Genomic DNA, 17,958 nt, shown 5'->3' on the forward strand with positions numbered 1-17,958 from the left:
GCGATGGCCTTTGCGAGCGCTGCCAGTCGCCCGGGCGGCCACCACCACCTTTTGACCAGACATTCAGGACCAGCATGAGCAAGAAACTACGTATCGCGGTATTGGCGGGCGACGGCATTGGCAAGGAAGTGATGCCCGAAGGCATCCGCGTGCTGGAGGCCGCCGCCAAGCGCTTTGACCTGCCGCTGGAGATGCAGCATTTTGACTGGGCGCATTGCGACTACTTTGCCGCCCACGGCCAGATGATGCCCGATGACTGGAAAGCGCAGCTGCAAGGCTTTGACGCGATCCTGTTCGGCGCTGTCGGCTGGCCCGCCACCGTGCCCGACCATGTCTCGCTCTGGGGCTCGCTGCTCAAGTTCCGCCGCGAGTTCGACCAGTACATCAACCTGCGCCCGGTGCGCCTGTTTGACGGCGTGCCCTGCCCGCTGGCCGGCCGCAAGCCGGGCGATATCGACTACTACGTGGTGCGCGAAAACACCGAGGGCGAGTACACCGCGCTGGGCGGCATCATGTTCGAAGGCACGGACCGCGAAATGGTGCTGCAAGAGGCCGTGTTCACCCGCAAGGGCGCTGACCGCCTGCTCAAGTTCGCCTTTGACCTGGCCCAAAGCCGCAGCAAAAAGCATGTGACCCTGGCCACCAAGTCCAACGGCATTGCAATCAGCATGCCTTGGTGGGACAAATGTGCCGAAGCCATGGCCAAAAACTACCCTGACGTGGTGCTGGACAAGCAGCACATCGACATCCTGACCGCCCGCTTTGTGCTGCAGCCCGGCCGCTTCGATGTGGTCGCCGCCACCAACCTGTTTGGCGACATCCTGAGCGACCTGGGCCCGGCCACCACCGGCACCATTGGCCTGGCGCCCTCGGCCAACCTGAACCCCGAGCGCAACTTCCCCTCGCTGTTCGAGCCCGTGCATGGCTCAGCGCCCGACATCTACGGCCAGAACATTGCCAACCCGATCGCGATGATCTGGTCGGTGGCGCTGATGCTCGACTTCCTGGGCAACGGCCAGGGCGCCTGGCGCAGCGCGCATGACGCCATCGTCGATGCGATCAGCCAGACCATTCTGAGCGGCCCGCGCACGCCCGACCTGGGCGGTCAGGCCAAGACCCCGGACGTGGGCAAGGCGATTGCACAAGTGCTGGCCTGAACGCCTGCCAGCCCAGGCGGCGCTCGCTGCGCTGGCCAGCGCCCTGCTGGCCTGGGCGCCGCTGGCGCAAGCCCGGGGCTACACACCCCAGGGTCGCTGCGGCGGCTATGAAAAAGTCAGCATCGGCAGCCCGGCTGGCAGCTGCGTGGCCCTGGTCGCTGATGAGCGCGACGGCCTGCGCGCACCGCGCCGGGTGCTGGAGATCAGCCCCGGGCGCCTGTGGATCATCGACATGGGCAGCTGGATGCCGCGCCAGGGCCGGCTGCTGGAGCTGCGCCTGCCTGCGCCTTCGGCCGCCGCTACCCAGCGCCCCCAGGTCCAGGTGTTGGCCGACAAGCTGGACCGGCCCCTGGCCTTGGTACGCGGGCCCGATGCCCAGATCTATATCGGCGAGGCCGGCCGCATCTGGCGCACGCCGGTGCCGGCCGCCGGCCAACCGATCCAGGCGCAAACGGTGCTGGACCAGCTGCCCGATGATGGCGCCCACCCGCTCAAGGAAATTACGTTCGGGCCCGATGGCAGCCTTTACGTCAACATCGGCTCGCTCACGGACCGTTGCCAGGACGCGCAAGGCACCCTGCCCCATCCCTGCCCCGAGCGCGGGGCGATGCAGTTCCGTGGCGCGGTATGGCGTGCGGTATTGCGCAGCCCTGCGCTGCAAGGACAAGCAGCGGTGCAACAGTTCGCGCCCTTTGCGCTGGGCCTGCGCAATTCCGTGGCCCTGGCCACCTTGCCCGATGGCCCCGCCCAAGGCAGCCTCTGGCAGGCGGAGAACAACATCGACTACCGCGACAGGAACGAGCCGCCCGAAGAGCTCAACGAGCTGCTGGAAGGGGCCGACTATGGCTGGCCTTACTGCATAGGCGCTCAGCGCCCGGCGCGCGGCTACGAGCAACGCGCGCGCTGCACCACCACCCAGGCGCCGCATATGCGCTGGCCCGCCCATACCGCCCCGCTGCACCTGCTGGCCACCACGCAGGCCAGCCCCTTCCAAGGCCAGTTGCTGGCCGCCTGGCATGGCCCGCAAGGCCACCGCGTCGTGGGCTTTGCGCGCCAGAAGGACGGCAAACCCGGCGGCAAGCCGATCGAATGGCTGGGCCACTGGACGGCCGATGGCAAGACCCGGCCACTGGGCCGCCCCACGGGCCTGGCACTGAACCATGCCGGCCAGCTGATGGTGGTGGAAGACTACAACCGCACCTTGCTGATGCTGCTGCCCGATACGGCAGGCGCCCTCGCCGCACAGCGCTGACCCGCGCGCTGGCCCGCCTGCCGCCAGCGCGACATCCAGCCGCACGCCCCGCTTGCCTCTCCTGCGCCTCGGCCTATCATCGGCCCTACTACATCCTTGTTGCGCAGGCCTTTTGACGAGCGCCTCGCGGCCCCCGCGACATGACAGCGCTCAATACCTCCCTGCCTCCAGGCCCCACCCCACCGTCCGGCCTCTATTTCGGCTGGGTGATCGTCGCCGCCTCCACCATCCTCACCTTGCTCACCGTGGGCATGCGCATGGGGATCGGCCCCTTTATCGTGCCGCTGTCGCAGGACCTGGGGTTCAGCCGCAGCCTGCTGTCGTCCATCGTCGCCTTTGGCATGCTGTGCTACGGCCTGGGCATGCCGCTGGCCGGCTGGCTCGTGGCGCGCCAGGGCACGCGGCGGGTGCTGCTGCTGGGCACCGTCATCGTGGTGCTGTCCTGCATCTGGGCGGTTAACGCCCGCACGCCCTGGCTGTTCTTCTGGTCCTACGGCGTGGCGCTGTCGCTGGGCCTGGCCTTCACCAGCCCGGTCGCAGTCACACCGATGATCAGCAGCTGGTTCACGCGCCAGCGCGGCATGGCGCTGTTCTTTCTGTCCACCGGCTCGATGGCTGGTATTGCGGTGATGACGCCGGTCTTCACCTTCACGATTGCGCGCTGGGGCTGGCAGCACACCCTGCTGGGCTTTGCGCTGGTGTTTGCGCTGATCGTCAGCGCGATGGCGCTATGGATTGTGCGCGATGACGCACCCGAGCACACCGACCTGACCCCGGCCGAGCAGGCAGCACGCCAGGAGCGCCTGCGCGCGATGGCCGGCCAGCCCGCCGCACCCACCTTGGGCTTTGCGCAGGCCGTGGCCACTGCACCTTTCTGGCAGATCTTTCTGGGCCTGTTTGCCTGCGGCTTCAGCATGAACCTGCTGGGCACGCATGGCGTGCCCATGCTGATGGACCATGGCTTTGATGCCGGCAGCAGTGCCGGCGGCATTGGCCTCATTGGCCTGGTCGCCATCTTCAGCACCCTGGGCCTGGGCAAGCTGTCGGACATGGTGCCGCGCCGCTATATCCTGGCCGTCATCTACCTGGTGCGGGGCCTGGGCTTTGTCGGCTTGGTGGCCGTCATCCACCACTGGCAGCTCTATGCCGTGGCCGCCCTGGGCGGCATTGTCTGGGCCGGCTCGATTGCCGCGTCTTCGGCCATTCTGGGCGATCTCTACGGCATCAAGCTGGTGGGCATGCTCTACGGCTGCGCCTACCTGGGCCACCAGATTGGCGCGATGATCAGCAGCTGGCTGGGCGGCTGGGCCTATGAGCAGTTCGGCACCCACTGGATTGCCTTTGGCGCAGCTGCTGCGCTGCTGATGCTGGCCGCTGGCGTGTCGCTGCTGCTGCCCACGCGGCTGGCAGCCAACGCGCGTTAAGGCTGTATCGGCCTCAGTCGATCTTCAGCTTGGTGGCCTGCGCCACGTCGCCCCAGCGCTTGATCTCGCTGTGGAAGAAGCGCTGAAAGCTGGCCGGTGAATTGGGCGCGGGCGGCAGCATAAAGCCATTGCTCTGGTACTTGGCCCGCACATCGGGGTTGGCGTTCAGTGCGCGGTTGATGGCCTTGTTGACGGTCTCCACCACCTGGGCCGGTGTACCGGCGGGCGCAAACACACCAAACCAGGCGGCAACCTCAAAGCCGGGCACGCCGGACTCGGCGACGGTCGGAATATCCGAGGCGAAATCCACGCGCTCAGCGGTCGTCACCGCCAGGCCCTTGAGCTTGCCGGCGCGGATCTGCGCGAGCAGCGGTGGCAGGTTGTCCATCATCGAATCCACCTGCCCGCCCAGCAGATCCGACACGGCCGGGCCGCTGCCCCGGTAGGGCACATGCAAGATGCTGGTCCCCGTCTTGAGCTTGAACAGCTCGCAGCCCAGATGGGCCGACGAGCCACTGCCGGGAGACGCGCAGGTCAGCTTGTCCGGGTGCTGCTTGCCATAGGCAATGTACTCGGCCACCGAGTTGACCGGCAGCTTGGCGCTCACGGCCAGAATATTGGGCACCACATTGAGCTGGGCCACAGGCACCAGGTCCTTGCCGGCATCAAAGCCCAGCTTGGTGTAGAGGCCCTGGTTGATCGCCGTGGAGATGGATCCCACAAACAAGGTATAGCCATCGGCTGGCGCACGCACCACATATTCGGCACCGATATTGCTGTTGGCGCCTGGGCGGTTTTCGACGATAAAGGACTGGCCCAGGTCCTTGCCCAGCGCGTCAGCCATCAGCCGCGCGCCAATATCGGTGGCACCGCCGGGCGCATAGCCCACGACCAGTTTGACGGGCTTGCTGGGGTAGCCCGTGCCTTGGGCCTGTGCGGCGGGCAACAGCGCCCATGCGGCGGCCAGGGCCAGCGCGGCCTTTCTCAGTGTCATCATTTTTTGTCTCCTTGATTGCAAATAGGTGCAGCGCTTTAGCGCTGACTGGAGGGCAGCGAAAAGTCGCCCTGGATGCGCAAATAGTCCGCTGTCAGCTCCTGCGGGCGGTTGACGCCCAGCAGCGCCAGGTTGGTCATCAGCTCCTGGCGGAACAGCTGCACCGCGTGCGCAATGCCCGCCTCGCCAGCGACTGCCGCGCCAAACAGCTGGGGCCGGCCGGTAAAGACCAGGTCAGCGCCCAGCGCGATGGCCTTGAGCACATCGCTGCCCCGGCGAAAGCCGCCGTCGATGAACACCGGATAGCCGGCAGGCACGGCCTGCCGAATCTCGGGCAGCGCCTGCAAGGGGGAGATGCAGGCATCGAGCTGGCGCCCGCCATGGGTCGAGACGATGACCGCATCGGCGCCATGCGCCACGGCGAGCCTCGCGTCCTCCGGGTGCATGACACCCTTGAGCACCAGCTTGCCCTTCCAGGCAGCGCGTATCTGGTCTATGCAGTCCCAGTCGAGCTGGTCGCGCTCGCCCCGAAAGCCGTTGGGCGGGTCGGCGGTGATGGCCGGCCCCGCCTCATGGGCCAGGTTGGCAAAGCGGGGCACGCCCTGGCTCAGGACCGTGCGCAGGAACACATCGCAGCTCCAGCGCGGGTGGCGCATTCCGTCGAGCAACAAGGTCCAGCTGGGGCGAAACGGCACGGTAAAGCGCAGGCGCTGCAGGTTCTCGCGGTTGGCGCCCACGCAGGTGTCGATGGTGACCACCAACACGGGCACCTGGGCTCTTTCGAGGCGCTGCAGCAGCGGCAGGATGCGCGCCATATTGCCCGGCAGGTAGGCCTGGTACCAGCAGCGCTGGCCATGGGCGCTTTGCAGCTGCTCCAACGGCACGGTCGACGCACCGCTGATGATGAAGGGCAGTGCCTGCGCCTGCGCCACCTTGGCCAGCGCGGCATCGCAGTCCTTCATCACGATGGCAGCAAAGCCGGTGGGCGCAAAGCCCATCGGCAGCGAATAGGTCTGGCCCCACAAGGTGGTGGCCGTGCTGCGCCGGGCCACATGGCGCAGGCCACGCGGCACAAAGCCCAGGCGCGAGAAGGCCTGCAGGCTTTGCTGCAGCGATACGCCGTCTTCCGTGCCGCCGCAGACATAGCCGCGCACACAGGCGGGCAAGCGCCGGCGGGCAGCGCGTTCCAGATCGGCAATCGAGAGGTAGTGGTGCAGCGCGGCCATGGTGCGCAGTCTCCGTCGTTGTTCTTGTTGAACCACGCATTGTTCGCAAGGCCGGGCTGCTGTGCAAACGAAATTAAATGATCGGGCTATTCCAAAATTTCATGCAGTGGGCGCGCTGGCATGCGCCTGCGCCAGCACCCAGTCGACAAAATGGCGGATCTTGGGCAAGGCCGCGCAGTAGCTGGCATGCGCCACATAGTAGGCGCCGTCGCTGGGCTGCACAAAGGGCCAGGGCTGCACCAGGCTGCCCCGGGCCAGCGCCTGCTCGGCAAACATGCGCGGCATGATGGCCAAGCCAATGCCTTCTTGCGCGGCCTGCAGGCACATCGAGAAAGTGTCAAAGCGCGGGCCCCGGTAGGCATCGACCGGCACAAAGCCCTGGCTACCAAACCAGTCGCGCCAGATCTCGGGCCGAAAGGAGCACTGGACCAGCGGCAACTGCTCCAGCTCAGCGAGCGACGCCAGGCCATTAACCGGCAGAATCTCTGGCGCACAAACGACTGCCACATCGGCCTCGAACAAGCGGTGGCAGTCCGCACCCGGCAGGCTGCCTTCGCCATAGAACAGTGAGATGTCGATGCGCGCCTGCATCAGGTCAAAAGGGCGGGCATCGCCCTTGGTGACGACCTGGATATGCGGGTAGGCCTGCATGAATTGCCGCAGGCGCGGAATCAGCCAGGTGATGCCAAAGGTGGGCTGTACCGCAATCGTCAGGGTTTCGTCCGCCTCGCCATAGCCCATCACATAGCGGGCCGAGGCATCGACCTGGTTCAAGATGCTGCGCACCTCGCCCAGGTACATGCGGCCGGCCGGGGTCAGTGCCAGCCCGCGCGCCGAGCGGTGGAACAGCGCCTGGCAGACGGTGGCTTCCAGCTGCGCAATCTGCTTGCTGATCGCGCTCTGGGTCAGACACAAATCCTGGGCCGCCAAGGTAAAGCTCATGTGGCGGGCCACGGCCTCAAAGCACTGCAGCGCCATCATCGACGGCATGACGCGTTTTTGCATATCAGGCCACTCCCTTGCGTGCGCGCTGCTGGGCCAGTTGCTGGTCCAGAATGCTGCCCAGGTGCTGGAGCAGCACACGGGCCTGGGCTTCTGGGCGGCGCTGGCTGACCAGAATCAGCGGCGCCACCAGACCGGGCGCAGCACTCAGCCGCCGGTAGGCCAGACCGTCGCCGCGCAGCTGCTGCAGCGAGGCCGGCACAATGCTCAGCCCCAGGCCTGCGGCCACCAGGCTCAGGGTCGCAGTCAGGCGCGGGGCCTCTTGCACCACCTGCGGATGAAAGCCCGCGCCCACACAAGCGGCCACAATGCCATCGTGCAGGCCCGGGCCCGCAGGCCGCTTGTACAGCACCAGCGGCTGGCCCCGCAACTGCGCCAGCGGCAAGGCGCGTTTGGACTGCATCAGCGCATGCCCGGCCGGCCCGGCCACCACCATCGGCTCACTGAGCAAAAGGCGGCTGCTGAGGCTGGGCTGCGCCTCCCAGGCCGAGCGCACCAGCGCGGCATGCAGGCGCTGCGCCAGCAGGGCCTCGAGCAGCTCGCCCGAGCCCGCCTCCTCCAGGGTGACCTTCACGCGCGGCCACTGGGCCCGAAAGGCCCGCAGCACCTGCGCCACCAAGGGGTGGAGTGCGGCCGAGCTGGTAAAGCCAATGGCCACATGGCCGCGCCCGCCCTGGGCGGCATCCTGCACCAGGCCGGCCATGGCCTCCACCCGGGCCAGCACCATGCGCGCCTCCTGCACCAGCGCCAGGCCAGCGGCGGTGGGCCGCATGCCCCTGGGCAGGCGCTCCATCAACGGCGTGCCCATCTCCGCCTCCAGCTGCTGCAGCAAGCGCGTCAGCGGCGGCTGCTGCATACCCAGCTGCTGCGCAGCCCGGGTCAGGTTGCCACATTCGGCAATGCAGACTAAGGCCTTCAAATGTCTCAGCTCCATCCAGCAATACCTCAAAAGTATGGATAAGGTTTTTATAGCGTATTTGTCAGCATGGGTAAAGCGCACTACAGTGCCCAACACCACACAAGGAGAACCCCATGACCTGGTCCGCCCAGCAATACAGCCAGTTTGAAGCCGAACGCACCCGTCCCGTGCGCGATCTGGTGGCTGCCATTCCGAACACCGAGGTGCAGACCGCAATCGACCTGGGCTGCGGCCCCGGCAACTCCACCGAGGTGCTGCAAGCCCGCTACCCCAGTGCCACTGTGACCGGCCTGGACAATGACGAAGACATGCTGCGCGCTGCACGCGAGCGCCTGCCGCAGACGCCGTTTGCGCTGGCCGATATTGGCAACTGGCAGGCTGCGCCGGCCGTGGATGTGATCCTGGCCAATGCCAGCCTGCAGTGGCTGCCTGACCATGCCCGCCTCTACCCACAGCTGCTGCAGCAACTGCACGCCGGCGGCAGCCTGGCGGTGCAGACGCCCGACAACCTGCAAGAGCCCGCCCATGTGCTGGCACGCGAAGTGGCCGCACAAGGCCCCTGGGCCTCGCGCATCGGCGCGGTGCGCCACCCCGACCGCCACAGCCTGGACTGGTACTACGCACTGCTGCAGCCGCTGTGCCGCCGGGTCGATGCCTGGCGCACCACCTATATGCACCCGCTGGCCAACCACGAGGCGGTGGTGGAATGGTTCAAGGGCTCGGCGCTGCGGCCATTTTTGGCGCAGCTCGATGCACAGGAGAAGACGCAGTTCCTGGCCGACTACCTGGCCGCCATCCGCCAGGCCTACCCGGCGCTGCCCAGCGGCACGGTGCTGCTGCCCTTCCCGCGGATCTTTATCGTGGCCACTCGTTGATCTAGACCTTGGGCATCAAGCCTTGGGCAACTGCGGCGGCGTGACCAGGTCATCCAGGCTCAAGCCCTTCTCGCGCAACAGCGCTTCGAGCAGGGGCTTGAGTTGGCCCAGGCTCTCATCCACCGCTTCGCGCACGGTGTCGACGACGACCTGGGTGCTGCGCTCGATCTCGATGTTCAGGCGGTCGCCGGCGCGCTTGTCGCCAAAGACGGTCATGCGCAAGGTCTCGGGAATCAGCCAGACCTCGAACCAGCCTTCCTGGCGGTTCACCTCGGCGACGGTCAGGCTGGCGCCATTGATGGCGATATAGCCCTTGGCAAACACATAGCGGCGAAAGGCCTCGGGTACCGCCACGCGCATCACATGGTTGTTGTCGAACTGGCGCACCTGCGCCAGCGTGCCGGTAAAGTCCACATGGCCCGACAGCGGGTGGCCGCCAATCTCGGCGCCATCCTTGGCAGCGCGCTCCACATTCACTGGCGAGCCCAGCTCCAGCGCGCCCAGGGTGGTGATGTTCAGGCTTTGCTGCATCACATCAAAGCGGGCATGGCTGGCGTCCAGCAGCTCGGTCACCGTGAGGCACACGCCGTCGTGCGAGACACTTGCTCCTATCGCCAGGTCTTCGCAAAAGCCCTCGGGGAAGGCCACGGTAAAGCTCCGCAGCCCCGGTTGGTCGTCGATCGCGCTGATGCGCGCCACTGCCTGAATAATGCCGGTAAACACAGCCCACTCCTTACGGCACTGGCCAGCCTTGGCCAGCTGCTCACTCAAAAAAAACAAAACCCGCCCGCCGCCCCTGGATTGGATGGCTCTGAGCGGGCTGGAAGCTATTGAACGGCGCGGGATCAGGACCCTGCCACCTTCATGCGGTTGACCAAGATACTGCCCAGGGTCTTGGAGCCGGCGTTGTACTCGTCGGCGCCCACGGCCTCGATGCCCTTGAACATATCCTTGAGGTTGCCGGCAATCGTGATCTCTTCGACCGGGAAGGCGATCTGGCCGTTTTCGACCCAGAAACCACTGGCGCCGCGCGAGTAATCGCCGGTGACCGGGTTCACGCCCTGGCCCATCAGCTCGATCACAAAGAGGCCCGTGCCCAGCTTTTGCAGCATGGCATTGAGGTCGTCCGAAGGGCGCGTCTTGGTCGAGTAGAAATGCAGGTTGTGGGCGCCGCCGGCGTTGCCGGTGGTGCGCATGCTCAGCTTGCGGGCCGAATAGGTGGACAGGAAATAGCCGGCCACCTTGCCGTCCTCGATCACCGAGCGCTTGGCCACGCGCACGCCTTCGTCGTCATAAGGCGCGCTGCCCTTGCCGCCGATGATGAACGGATCTTCGATCAGCTGGATATGCTTGGGGAACACCTTCTTGCCCAGCGAATGCAGCAAGAAGGAACTGCGGCGGTAGAGCGCGCCGCCGCTGATGGCCTGCACCAGCGAGCCCACGAGGCCAGCAGCCAGCGGTGCATCGAACAGCACCGGGCATTCGGTGGTGGCAATCTTGCGCGCGCCCAGACGCGAGAGTGCGCGCTCGGCAGCGTAGCGGCCCACGACGGCCGGATCGGCCAGATCGCCCGCACGGCGCATGCTGCTGTACCAGGCATCGCGCTGCATGTCGGCCCCCTTGCCGGCAATCGGCGCGACCGACAGGCTGTGGCGCGAGCTGGCATAGCCGCCGGCAAAACCATTGGTATGGGCGCTGTAGAAATGGCTTTGCTGGGCCGACACACCGGCGCCTTCGCTGTTGGTGATGCGCTTGTCGGTGGCAAAGGCTGCTGCCTCGCATTGCAGCGCCAATTGGGCCGCCGCCTCGCTGTCAATGGCCCAAGGATGGAATAGCTCGAGCGCACGGTGCTCGGCTGCTGGCACAATGTCGGCTGCGTCGGGCAGACCTGCGATAGGGTCCTCGGCGGTGAAGCGTGCAATGTCATAGGCCGCCTGCACGGTGCGCTGCACTGCTTGGGCAGAGAAATCAGACGTGCTGGCGTTGCCACGGCGTTTGCCCAGATAGACCGTCACCCCCAGTGATTTGTCCCGGTTGCGCTCCACCGTCTCCAGCTCGCCTTTGCGCACACTCACCGACAGACCGGAGCCTTCGGAGGCATCGGCCCCGGCGTCGCTGGCCCCCAGTTTTTTGGCATGCGAGAGCGCCTGCTCGACGAGATCTTTGAAAAATGCGCGGCTGTAGCTGAAGCCGGACTCAGCCTTGGCATCGCCTTGGCTGTTAGAGCTGGATACGGTTTTATTCATACTGCCCGCTATGATACTGATAACCGCCATCGCCCAGGCACTGCGCCGGGCGATGGCCTTTTGAACAAAAGCATTTAACCATGTCACGCAAACCCAAAAAAGGCTATTTCGTTCGCGGCAAGTTCGTGGCCGAAGGCAGCGAGCTCGATATCGAACTCAAGGCCGAGCTCAAAGGCACGACCGAGTCGAGCAAATCCGACCTGAAAAAAGAGATGGATGAGCTGCAAGACCTGGGCAAAGAGCTGCTGACCTTGCGCAGCGATCTCTTCAAGCGCCTGGAATTGCCCGAGATCCTGGCCAACGCGTTGACCGAAGCCAAGCGCATCACCAATTTCGAGGGCAAGCGCCGCCAGATGCAGTACATCGGCAAGCTGATGCGCAAGCTCGAAGACAGCGAAGTTGCTGCCATCAATGCCGCCCTGTCCGAGCAAAAGGAAGGCTCCAGCCTGGAAAAGGCCCTGCTGCATGCGGCCGAGCAGTGGCGCGACCGCATGATCGTCAGCGACGACGCCGTCGCCCAGTGGATCAATGAAGCCCCCGATACCGACATCCAGCAGCTGCGGTCGCTGGTGCGCCAGGCCCGCAAGGACATGCCCGGCGCCCATGAGGCCAATGTGCAGGAATCGACCGGCCAGGCGCCCCGCAAGGGCCGCGCCTACCGTGAGCTGTTCCAGCTGGTGCGCGACCATGTGATGGCCGCCCACAGCGCCAGCCGCAGCAGCGCCGATGCGCCCGAAGACGGCGATGACGACGATGACCAGGCCTGATGGCAGCGCAAGGGGTCCGGCCATGAGCAACACCTGCGACAGCGTCAAGATTGGCCTGGTCTCCATCAGCGACCGCGCCAGCCGTGGCGTCTATGAAGACAAGGGCCTGCCTGCGCTGCAGGACTGGCTGGGCCGCGCGCTGCGCAACCCGCTGCAGTACGAGACCCGCCTGATTGCCGACGAAGAGGCACTGATCAGCCAGACCCTCATCGAGCTGGTGGACGCTGGCTGCGCGCTGGTGTTGACCACCGGCGGCACCGGCCCCGCGCCACGCGATGTGACGCCCGAAGCCACCCTGGCCGTGGCCGACAAGGTGATGCCCGGCTTTGGCGAGCAAATGCGCCAGATCAGTCTGCAGTTTGTGCCCACCGCGATTTTGTCGCGTCAGGTGGCCGTCATCCGGGGCAGCAGCCTGGTCATCAACCTGCCCGGCCAGCCCAAGGCGATTGCCCAGACCTTGGAGGGGCTCAAGGACGCCGAAGGCCAGCAGCAGGTGCCCGGCATCTTTGCCGCCGTGCCCTACTGCGTGGACCTGATTGGCGGCCCCTATCTGCAGACCGACGAAGCGGTCTGCAAGGCATTTCGCCCCAAGGGCGCCGAGCGCCCCAGCGCGGGCTAACCGCTCTACAACGCCGATACCCCGCCCAGAGCGCGAAATGTGTACACAGTTTCGCGCTCTTTGCATTGCAGCGGGCCAATGTCCCAGCTCTTTGCGGCGGCGCCGCCAGCGGGCACAGGCAGCGGCATTTTTTGGTTAAATGCTTGCTTGCCACTTTGCCGCTTCCCTCTTCTGAGTGGCGGTGGTTCTTCATTTCGGCGCCTTAGCCCCCACCCGCTTCTTCCTCCATCCAAGCCTTTGGCCCGCAGGGCCAGGCAGCGCTTGCTGTGATCGCGGCCCAGGGCAGCGCCCAGCGCCCCATGCAAAAGTCACCCGTTACGCTCACCTTGCTGTTTGCCCTGTGCACCATGATTGGTCCGCTGGGCATCGATACCTACCTGCCCTCTTTCCATGCCATCGGGCAGGAATTTGGCGCCACGCCGATAGCGGTGCAGCAGACGCTGAGCGTCTATGTGTTTGCGATGGCCAGCACCATGCTGTTCTACGGCACGCTCAGCGACACCTTTGGCCGCCGCCGCGTGCTGATGGTCTCGGCCATCGGCTACTGCATCACCTCGCTGGCAGCGGCCTTTGCCGGCTCGATCGAATCGCTGGTGCTGATGCGCCTGGTGCAGGGCCTGTGCGCCGGCTCGGGCATGGTCATCGTGCGCGCGATGGTGCAGGACCAGCACCAGGGGGCAGAGGCGCAGCGCATGATGGCGCTGGTGATGATGGTGTTTGGCCTGGCCCCTGCGCTGGCGCCCGTGCTGGGCGGCTGGCTGCAAAGCCATGGTGGCTGGCGCTACAGCTTCTATTTCCTCTCGGGCTTTGGCGCGCTGCTGGCGCTGCTGATCTGGCGCCAGCTGCCCGAGACGCTGCCGCCCGAGCGCCGCACGCCTTTGAAGCTGCGCGTCATTGCCGGCAACTACCTGCAGGCGCTGCGCAATCGCAAATTCCGCACCATGCTCATTGGCCTGGCGCTGATGGCCGGCGCCAACTCCATCTACATCAGCTCCGCAGCCGAGTTTGTGATGACCATCCTGGGCAAGGACGAAACTGCGCTGGGCTGGCTGTTCATCCCGCTGATCGCCGGCACCATGCTGGGCTCAGCCGTCTCCAGCCTCTTTGCCCGCCGCATCCCAGCTGCCGTGCAAAAACGCATCGGCTATGCCTGCCTGCTCATCGCCTGCGCCAGCAACCTGCTCTACAACAGCCTGACGCAACAGCCCAGCGTCCCCTGGGCCGTCCTGCCGATCACGCTCTACACCTTTGGCATCTCGCAGCTGATGCCCATCCTGACCTTGGAAGCCATGGGCCATTTCCCCCAGATGCGCGGCCTGGCTTCGTCCTTGCAGGGCTTTAGCCAGATGATGGTCTTCACCATCATCTCGGGCCTGGTGGCGCCGCAGCTCTTTCACAGCGGCCTGTTGCTGGCGCTGGGCCTGGCGGTGACGGTGCTGCTGGGGATGGCGGTGTTTGCCTGGGCATCGCGCATGCCGGATGCACGGGGGGTTGGGCAGGTGGCTTGAAGGGTGTAGTGTCGCGAACCACATTGTTGGTCGAGTCGCAGAAGCACTATCGCGTGTTCACCCTCAAAGGTTGCACACTTCGGCCAGGTCGCAATGGATCGCATTGTTTGCATCAATTAATGGGATTCGCATGAAGCCCGACAATTTGCACTACTTCCAGGCTGCCCACCTTCCGCCCTCCTTCCATAAAGTAGCCGCGGGTACCGATCTCGATGCGTCCTTGATGGACAGATGCTCTCATCTCTGGAGACAAAATGGACATCGAGGCCCGTCCATCCAAAGGCACAGGAATTCCTTCTTCGATAGGTAGGCCATCCGCGCCGAGAAATTCAGGATAGATCATGAAAATTCCGTCGGAAGCAATGTCATAACCTTCATACATGAAGTCGCAGCGAAGGTGCTGATACGTTATCTTTCGCCCACCCTCAGAAGGAGCGTAGAGGTGATAGCTCACGATGAAGTCTGGTGGGTAACCCCGAATTTCTTCGTAAGTACGCATAAGTTTTGAAAGTTTGCAAGAAAAGCCGTTCTCCAGACAAGACTTCACGCAGAGCCAATCTGTCGCTAAAGCCTGTTGGATGGAGTTGGAACTAGAGACTTACCACCATACAAGCAAACTGCTCGATCTTCATAAAAAAACCGCCAGGGCACCCCAAGGCGCCACTGGCGGTCAACTACCCATCAAACCCTAACGATCAAACCAGCGCCTTGCGCTTGCGGCGCCAGGCCAGCAGGCCCATGCCGCCCGACAGCAGCGCGAGTGCTGCATGGCCCAAGGTAGGCACGGGGGTGGCGGTAGCGCCAGGGGTGCCAGGCGTGCCGGGGTCATCGGCCAGCACGGCTACACCACCCGGATCGCGGATGACGCCATTGGCCAGCAGGTCGTCATCGCCGGTCTGGCCGTCGGTGAGGGTCAGGATGACCTTGTTGCCGCTGATCGTGGCGTTGGGGTAGGCATACCAGTGGTCCTGGTTGTTGTCGGCGGTCTTGCCAAACTTGTAGTACTTGGCATTGGCCGGCAGCGCCTGCGGGTAGGTCATCTCTACCGTGGCGCTCTGGCCTGGCTGGCCACCGGTCAGCTGCAGGCTGACGACGCCAAACGGAAAGCTCAGGCCACTGGGCGCGGCCGCTGCCAGGCTTACGGCAAGCGCTTGCGCAGCATCAAAGGCCCACAGGCCCGTGCCGCCGCCTTGCACGGTGGCTTGCATCTCGCCGTCCTTGCCGATGGGGGTCAGGGATGCGCTGGCCGGCTTGGCCACAAAGTCAAAACGCACCTGGCACTGCGCTGCAATCGTGCCGGTGGTGTAGGCCGTTTGGTCGGCATTCCATTGGCCGGCCGGGCAGGTACTGCCTGCCGCCAGGCCCACCAGCTGGTAGCCCGGTTGGGGCACCACGGCGCAGGTGCTGGTCTGGCCGGGCACAGCGCTGCTGCAGCTTACATGACCGGCAGCAGGTGCATTGGGTGTGCCCACCACGCCATCGCTGCCATCGCCCACCACCAGGGTCAGCGGCTGGCCCATGATCACATAGCTGTAGGTGCCATCCATCTGGTAGCGGTAGCCGGGCATGACGATGGCCGTGCCTGCGCTGCTGAAGCTGAGGCCTCCTTTGCCATCGGGCACTGCCGTAGCGGTACCGCCCAGGTACACCAGCTCGGTGGCGGTAGCATCGCTTTGCGCACGCAGTTGGGTGGTCAGGGTCACACCCAGGCTCAGCGGCTCGTTCAAGGCCAGTGCGCCCGTTTGGGGCTGGGCAGCGATCTCGACCGGGAAGTTGCTGGCCAGGTAGGCGTGGTCGGTGGTGATGCCGTTGGTGCCCCAGCTGTAGTACTTGTAGAAGTCAGTGGCCGTATTCACTGTCCAGGGCCAGAAGGTCACGCCCCGGTGCTTGGCCGCTTCCATCGTGCTTTGGCGAATGGCGGTGTAGCTGGGGTTGAAGGTCGAGGAGTTGGCCTGGGTCGCTTCCAGCACATTGCGTACGCTGGCCGGCACATCGGCGCTGTCGGCAATGCTGTTGAGGAAACCGCCCGTCAGCTCGGGCATTTGCTCGCCGCTGCGCTTGAGCTGGTCGGCAATGAAGGAGATCGCAACCGACTGGTCCGCCACCCCCTCTTCGGCCATTTCCTTCTTGAGCTGGGCAATGATGCGCGGGTTGCTGCTCTTGAGCTCGATCACATGGGTGATCGGATTGTTCTTGAAGGCCTGGAAGTACTCACGCATGGTGGGCACTTTGTAGCCCTTGGTTTTGCTGGCAAGGGCTTTAACCTGCGCCAGCGTCATATTCTCGATAGCTCCAGTGCCATTGGTAGTGTTGTCTACTGTCGCGTCATGCATGATGACCAGGTGGTCATCGGTGGTGATGTAGATGTCGTTTTCCACGGCATCGGCACCGGCAGCCACTGCCGCCTTGGCGCTTTCCAGCGTGTTCTCGTCCTCGCGGCTGGGCATACCCCGGTGGCCGATGACCAGCGGCTTGCGCAGCAAGGTGTTGGCGGGCAGCTTGCGCAGCACCTCGGCGTAGGCGGCGCTGTTGGCAGAGACGACGCCGTTGACACCGCTGACCAGCACCTTCGCTGCTTGCTCGGGGGTGGCGGCCTCGGCATTGCTCCAGACCGTGATCAGCAGGCGCTGCAGGTGGGCGACAAATGCGCGGGTTGTCAGGCCCTCGGGCAGGATCGCGATCTTGGCGCCCGCCCGGTTGGTATCGCCCACGATGGTCAGCAGATCGGCCTTGGACGTGGTCAGCTTGCGCTCGCTGAAATCCACCGCCGTGCGCAGCTTGGGCAGCGCCACGCGGGCTTGCTTGAGCAGTGCCACATCGCTGGACAACAAGGTCAGGTCGGCGAGATTGTGCACCTGGTCGGAGAAAGTCACCAGCGCATTCAGGGTCGCTGCATCCTGGATGCGCAACAGCGGAATGGTGTTGCGGTTGGGCTGGGCAAAGTAGGCCGCCAGCGTACCCACGGTGGCGCCGCTGGCGTCAAGCAGGTTGAGGGCGCTGTCCAGCGTCCACAGCGCATTGCTGGCGCCGGTGCCAGCCAGCGATTGCAGGCCTTCTGCCGCCTGTACCAGGGTGGGTGCCATTGCCGCTGCGCTGCCGGCGTCCTGCACGGCCACAGGCATATCGAACTCAGGCAGTGGCGTGATCTGCTCGGTCACCTTGATGCTTTTGACACGCATGATGAGGCCGGCAGTCGACATGCCAATGCCCCCGTTGGCCATGTCGGCCGCCATCACCGTGTCGTGCAGCAAGGCGCCATCGAGGTACTGGCGCACCCGGTTGCCATAGACCACGACGCTGGCGGTATAGGTTTTCACGGCGCTGATCGCCTCGGTAAAGGGCTTGGTGCCCTGCACCGACCAGGCATTCGCCTTGCGGAGCGCAAATTCAGTGCCATTGTTGGCCGTGGCCGTCTGGCGAATCGCAAATTGGTAGTAGGGCTCGTGCGCCGGAGAATTTGTGGCGGGCGAGGTGCGGTACATCACACTGCCCCAGCGCGTGGTGTTGTTCTGCTGCTCGAAGCTGAACTCCACATCCACCCGGTAGTTGGACAGCTTCTCCAGCTCCACAGGCAGGAGGACTGCCGTCATCGCAGTGTCATTGGCCTTGCCGTTGATCAGCAGATTGCCGGTGCTGGCATCCATAGTCACCGTGCCCTTATTCCATGAGGCTGGGCGCCAGCCATCAGGCAGCTTGGTCGCTGCCGGGTCATTGAATACATGCGCAGCATAGACCTGGCCTTGCGGGTCAGCGGCGGCCAGCTTGGCCTCTAGTGCCTGGCCAGCGGGGGTCTGCACCGACAGATCTGCCGCTGGCGTGGCTTGTGTGGTGAGGATGAGCAAAGAGGCCATGGCGGCCACAAGGGGTAAGCGTCGCATAGGGATCCCAAAAGAAAGGCGGGAGTGTTGCAACGGCGGGTGACATCCTGATGAAGAAGATTTGACAGAGCCGCTCTTACAGCCGCATGCC

The 17,958-nt window shown here is 64.9% G+C and carries 15 protein-coding genes; 7 read left to right on the forward strand and 8 right to left on the reverse strand.

The features are described 5' to 3' along the window. Positions 1-74: 74 nt before the first annotated feature. The 3 genes from WH303_RS19215 (at position 75) to WH303_RS19225 (ending at position 3,833) form a co-directional block, all read left to right on the forward strand. Positions 75-1,157 (forward strand): tartrate dehydrogenase, encoded by a 1,083-nt coding sequence (locus WH303_RS19215; protein ID WP_339520448.1) that lies wholly within the window; start codon positions 75-77, stop codon positions 1,155-1,157. Further along, positions 1,138-2,409, forward strand: a complete 1,272-nt coding sequence (locus tag WH303_RS19220) for a PQQ-dependent sugar dehydrogenase (protein WP_339520450.1) — start codon at positions 1,138-1,140, stop codon at positions 2,407-2,409. Before WH303_RS19215 ends, WH303_RS19220 begins: the two co-directional genes overlap by 20 nt. Positions 2,410-2,549: 140 nt before the next feature. Continuing rightward, positions 2,550-3,833, forward strand: coding sequence for an MFS transporter (locus tag WH303_RS19225; protein WP_339520451.1), 1,284 nt, complete (start codon positions 2,550-2,552; stop codon positions 3,831-3,833). A gap of 13 nt (positions 3,834-3,846) precedes the next feature. Here the strand turns inward: WH303_RS19225 and WH303_RS19230 are convergent, their stop codons facing one another. The 4 genes from WH303_RS19230 to WH303_RS19245 form a co-directional block, all read right to left on the reverse strand. Beyond that, positions 3,847-4,830 (reverse strand): tripartite tricarboxylate transporter substrate binding protein, encoded by a 984-nt coding sequence (locus tag WH303_RS19230; protein ID WP_339520453.1) that lies wholly within the window; start codon positions 4,828-4,830, stop codon positions 3,847-3,849. A 35-nt stretch (positions 4,831-4,865) separates the two neighbouring features. Further along, the gene (locus WH303_RS19235; protein WP_339520454.1) at positions 4,866-6,053 is read right to left on the reverse strand and encodes an alpha-hydroxy acid oxidase; all 1,188 of its coding nucleotides are present in this window, start codon (positions 6,051-6,053) and stop codon (positions 4,866-4,868) included. 99 nt (positions 6,054-6,152) lie between these two features. Beyond that, positions 6,153-7,058, reverse strand: coding sequence for a LysR substrate-binding domain-containing protein (locus WH303_RS19240; protein ID WP_339520456.1), 906 nt, complete (start codon positions 7,056-7,058; stop codon positions 6,153-6,155). A 1-nt stretch (position 7,059) separates the two neighbouring features. Beyond that, positions 7,060-7,974: a LysR family transcriptional regulator gene (locus WH303_RS19245; protein WP_339520458.1), complete on the reverse strand. Its 915-nt coding sequence runs from the start codon at positions 7,972-7,974 to the stop codon at positions 7,060-7,062. Positions 7,975-8,087: 113 nt separating this feature from the next. Between WH303_RS19245 and tam the strand changes: the two genes are divergently transcribed. Continuing rightward, entirely contained in the window at positions 8,088-8,849 is a 762-nt protein-coding gene (tam, locus tag WH303_RS19250; protein ID WP_339520460.1) for a trans-aconitate 2-methyltransferase, read from the forward strand. A 15-nt stretch (positions 8,850-8,864) separates the two neighbouring features. Here the strand turns inward: tam and WH303_RS19255 are convergent, their stop codons facing one another. Next, the gene (locus WH303_RS19255; protein ID WP_339520462.1) at positions 8,865-9,572 is read right to left on the reverse strand and encodes a riboflavin synthase subunit alpha; all 708 of its coding nucleotides are present in this window, start codon (positions 9,570-9,572) and stop codon (positions 8,865-8,867) included. A 122-nt stretch (positions 9,573-9,694) separates the two neighbouring features. Beyond that, complete coding sequence (gene pmbA / locus WH303_RS19260; protein ID WP_339520464.1) at positions 9,695-11,095, reverse strand: metalloprotease PmbA; 1,401 nt, start codon at positions 11,093-11,095, stop codon at positions 9,695-9,697. 80 nt (positions 11,096-11,175) lie between these two features. Between pmbA and yjgA the strand changes: the two genes are divergently transcribed. The 3 genes from yjgA (at position 11,176) to WH303_RS19275 (ending at position 13,989) form a co-directional block, all read left to right on the forward strand. Continuing rightward, the gene (yjgA, locus tag WH303_RS19265; protein ID WP_339520466.1) at positions 11,176-11,862 is read left to right on the forward strand and encodes a ribosome biogenesis factor YjgA; all 687 of its coding nucleotides are present in this window, start codon (positions 11,176-11,178) and stop codon (positions 11,860-11,862) included. Positions 11,863-11,884: 22 nt separating this feature from the next. Beyond that, positions 11,885-12,481 (forward strand): molybdopterin adenylyltransferase, encoded by a 597-nt coding sequence (gene mog / locus WH303_RS19270; RefSeq protein WP_021028586.1) that lies wholly within the window; start codon positions 11,885-11,887, stop codon positions 12,479-12,481. Between the two features lie 299 nt (positions 12,482-12,780). Next, complete coding sequence (locus WH303_RS19275) at positions 12,781-13,989, forward strand: multidrug effflux MFS transporter (RefSeq protein WP_339520468.1); 1,209 nt, start codon at positions 12,781-12,783, stop codon at positions 13,987-13,989. 112 nt (positions 13,990-14,101) lie between these two features. On the opposite strand, the gene WH303_RS19280 is transcribed toward WH303_RS19275, so the two are convergent. Together WH303_RS19280 and WH303_RS19285 are read right to left on the reverse strand one after the other, a co-directional pair. After that, positions 14,102-14,488, reverse strand: coding sequence for a hypothetical protein (locus WH303_RS19280; protein ID WP_339520470.1), 387 nt, complete (start codon positions 14,486-14,488; stop codon positions 14,102-14,104). A gap of 196 nt (positions 14,489-14,684) precedes the next feature. Next, a complete protein-coding gene (locus WH303_RS19285; RefSeq protein ID WP_339520471.1) occupies positions 14,685-17,840 on the reverse strand; it encodes an IPTL-CTERM sorting domain-containing protein in 3,156 nt (1,051 codons plus the stop codon). Positions 17,841-17,958: the final 118 nt, after the last annotated feature.

The sequence above is a fragment of the Comamonas sp. MYb69 genome (assembly GCF_037479315.1).
In the GTDB taxonomy this organism is placed as follows: Bacteria; Pseudomonadota; Gammaproteobacteria; order Burkholderiales; family Burkholderiaceae_C; genus Comamonas.

What these genes read in the sequence shown, in the direction of transcription:
- mog (WP_021028586.1), top strand. Translation starts at nt 11,885, where the DNA reads ATGAGCAACACCTGCGACAGCGTCAAGATTGGCCTGGTCTCCATCAGC.
- WH303_RS19225 (WP_339520451.1), top strand. Translation starts at nt 2,550, where the DNA reads ATGACAGCGCTCAATACCTCCCTGCCTCCAGGCCCCACCCCACCGTCC.
- WH303_RS19275 (WP_339520468.1), top strand. Translation starts at nt 12,781, where the DNA reads ATGCAAAAGTCACCCGTTACGCTCACCTTGCTGTTTGCCCTGTGCACC.
- WH303_RS19240 (WP_339520456.1), bottom strand. Translation starts at nt 7,058, where the DNA reads ATGCAAAAACGCGTCATGCCGTCGATGATGGCGCTGCAGTGCTTTGAG.
- pmbA (WP_339520464.1), bottom strand. Translation starts at nt 11,095, where the DNA reads ATGAATAAAACCGTATCCAGCTCTAACAGCCAAGGCGATGCCAAGGCT.
- WH303_RS19285 (WP_339520471.1), bottom strand. Translation starts at nt 17,840, where the DNA reads ATGGCCTCTTTGCTCATCCTCACCACACAAGCCACGCCAGCGGCAGAT.
- yjgA (WP_339520466.1), top strand. Translation starts at nt 11,176, where the DNA reads ATGTCACGCAAACCCAAAAAAGGCTATTTCGTTCGCGGCAAGTTCGTG.
- tam (WP_339520460.1), top strand. Translation starts at nt 8,088, where the DNA reads ATGACCTGGTCCGCCCAGCAATACAGCCAGTTTGAAGCCGAACGCACC.
- WH303_RS19215 (WP_339520448.1), top strand. Translation starts at nt 75, where the DNA reads ATGAGCAAGAAACTACGTATCGCGGTATTGGCGGGCGACGGCATTGGC.
- WH303_RS19280 (WP_339520470.1), bottom strand. Translation starts at nt 14,488, where the DNA reads ATGCGTACTTACGAAGAAATTCGGGGTTACCCACCAGACTTCATCGTG.
- WH303_RS19230 (WP_339520453.1), bottom strand. Translation starts at nt 4,830, where the DNA reads ATGATGACACTGAGAAAGGCCGCGCTGGCCCTGGCCGCCGCATGGGCG.
- WH303_RS19235 (WP_339520454.1), bottom strand. Translation starts at nt 6,053, where the DNA reads ATGGCCGCGCTGCACCACTACCTCTCGATTGCCGATCTGGAACGCGCT.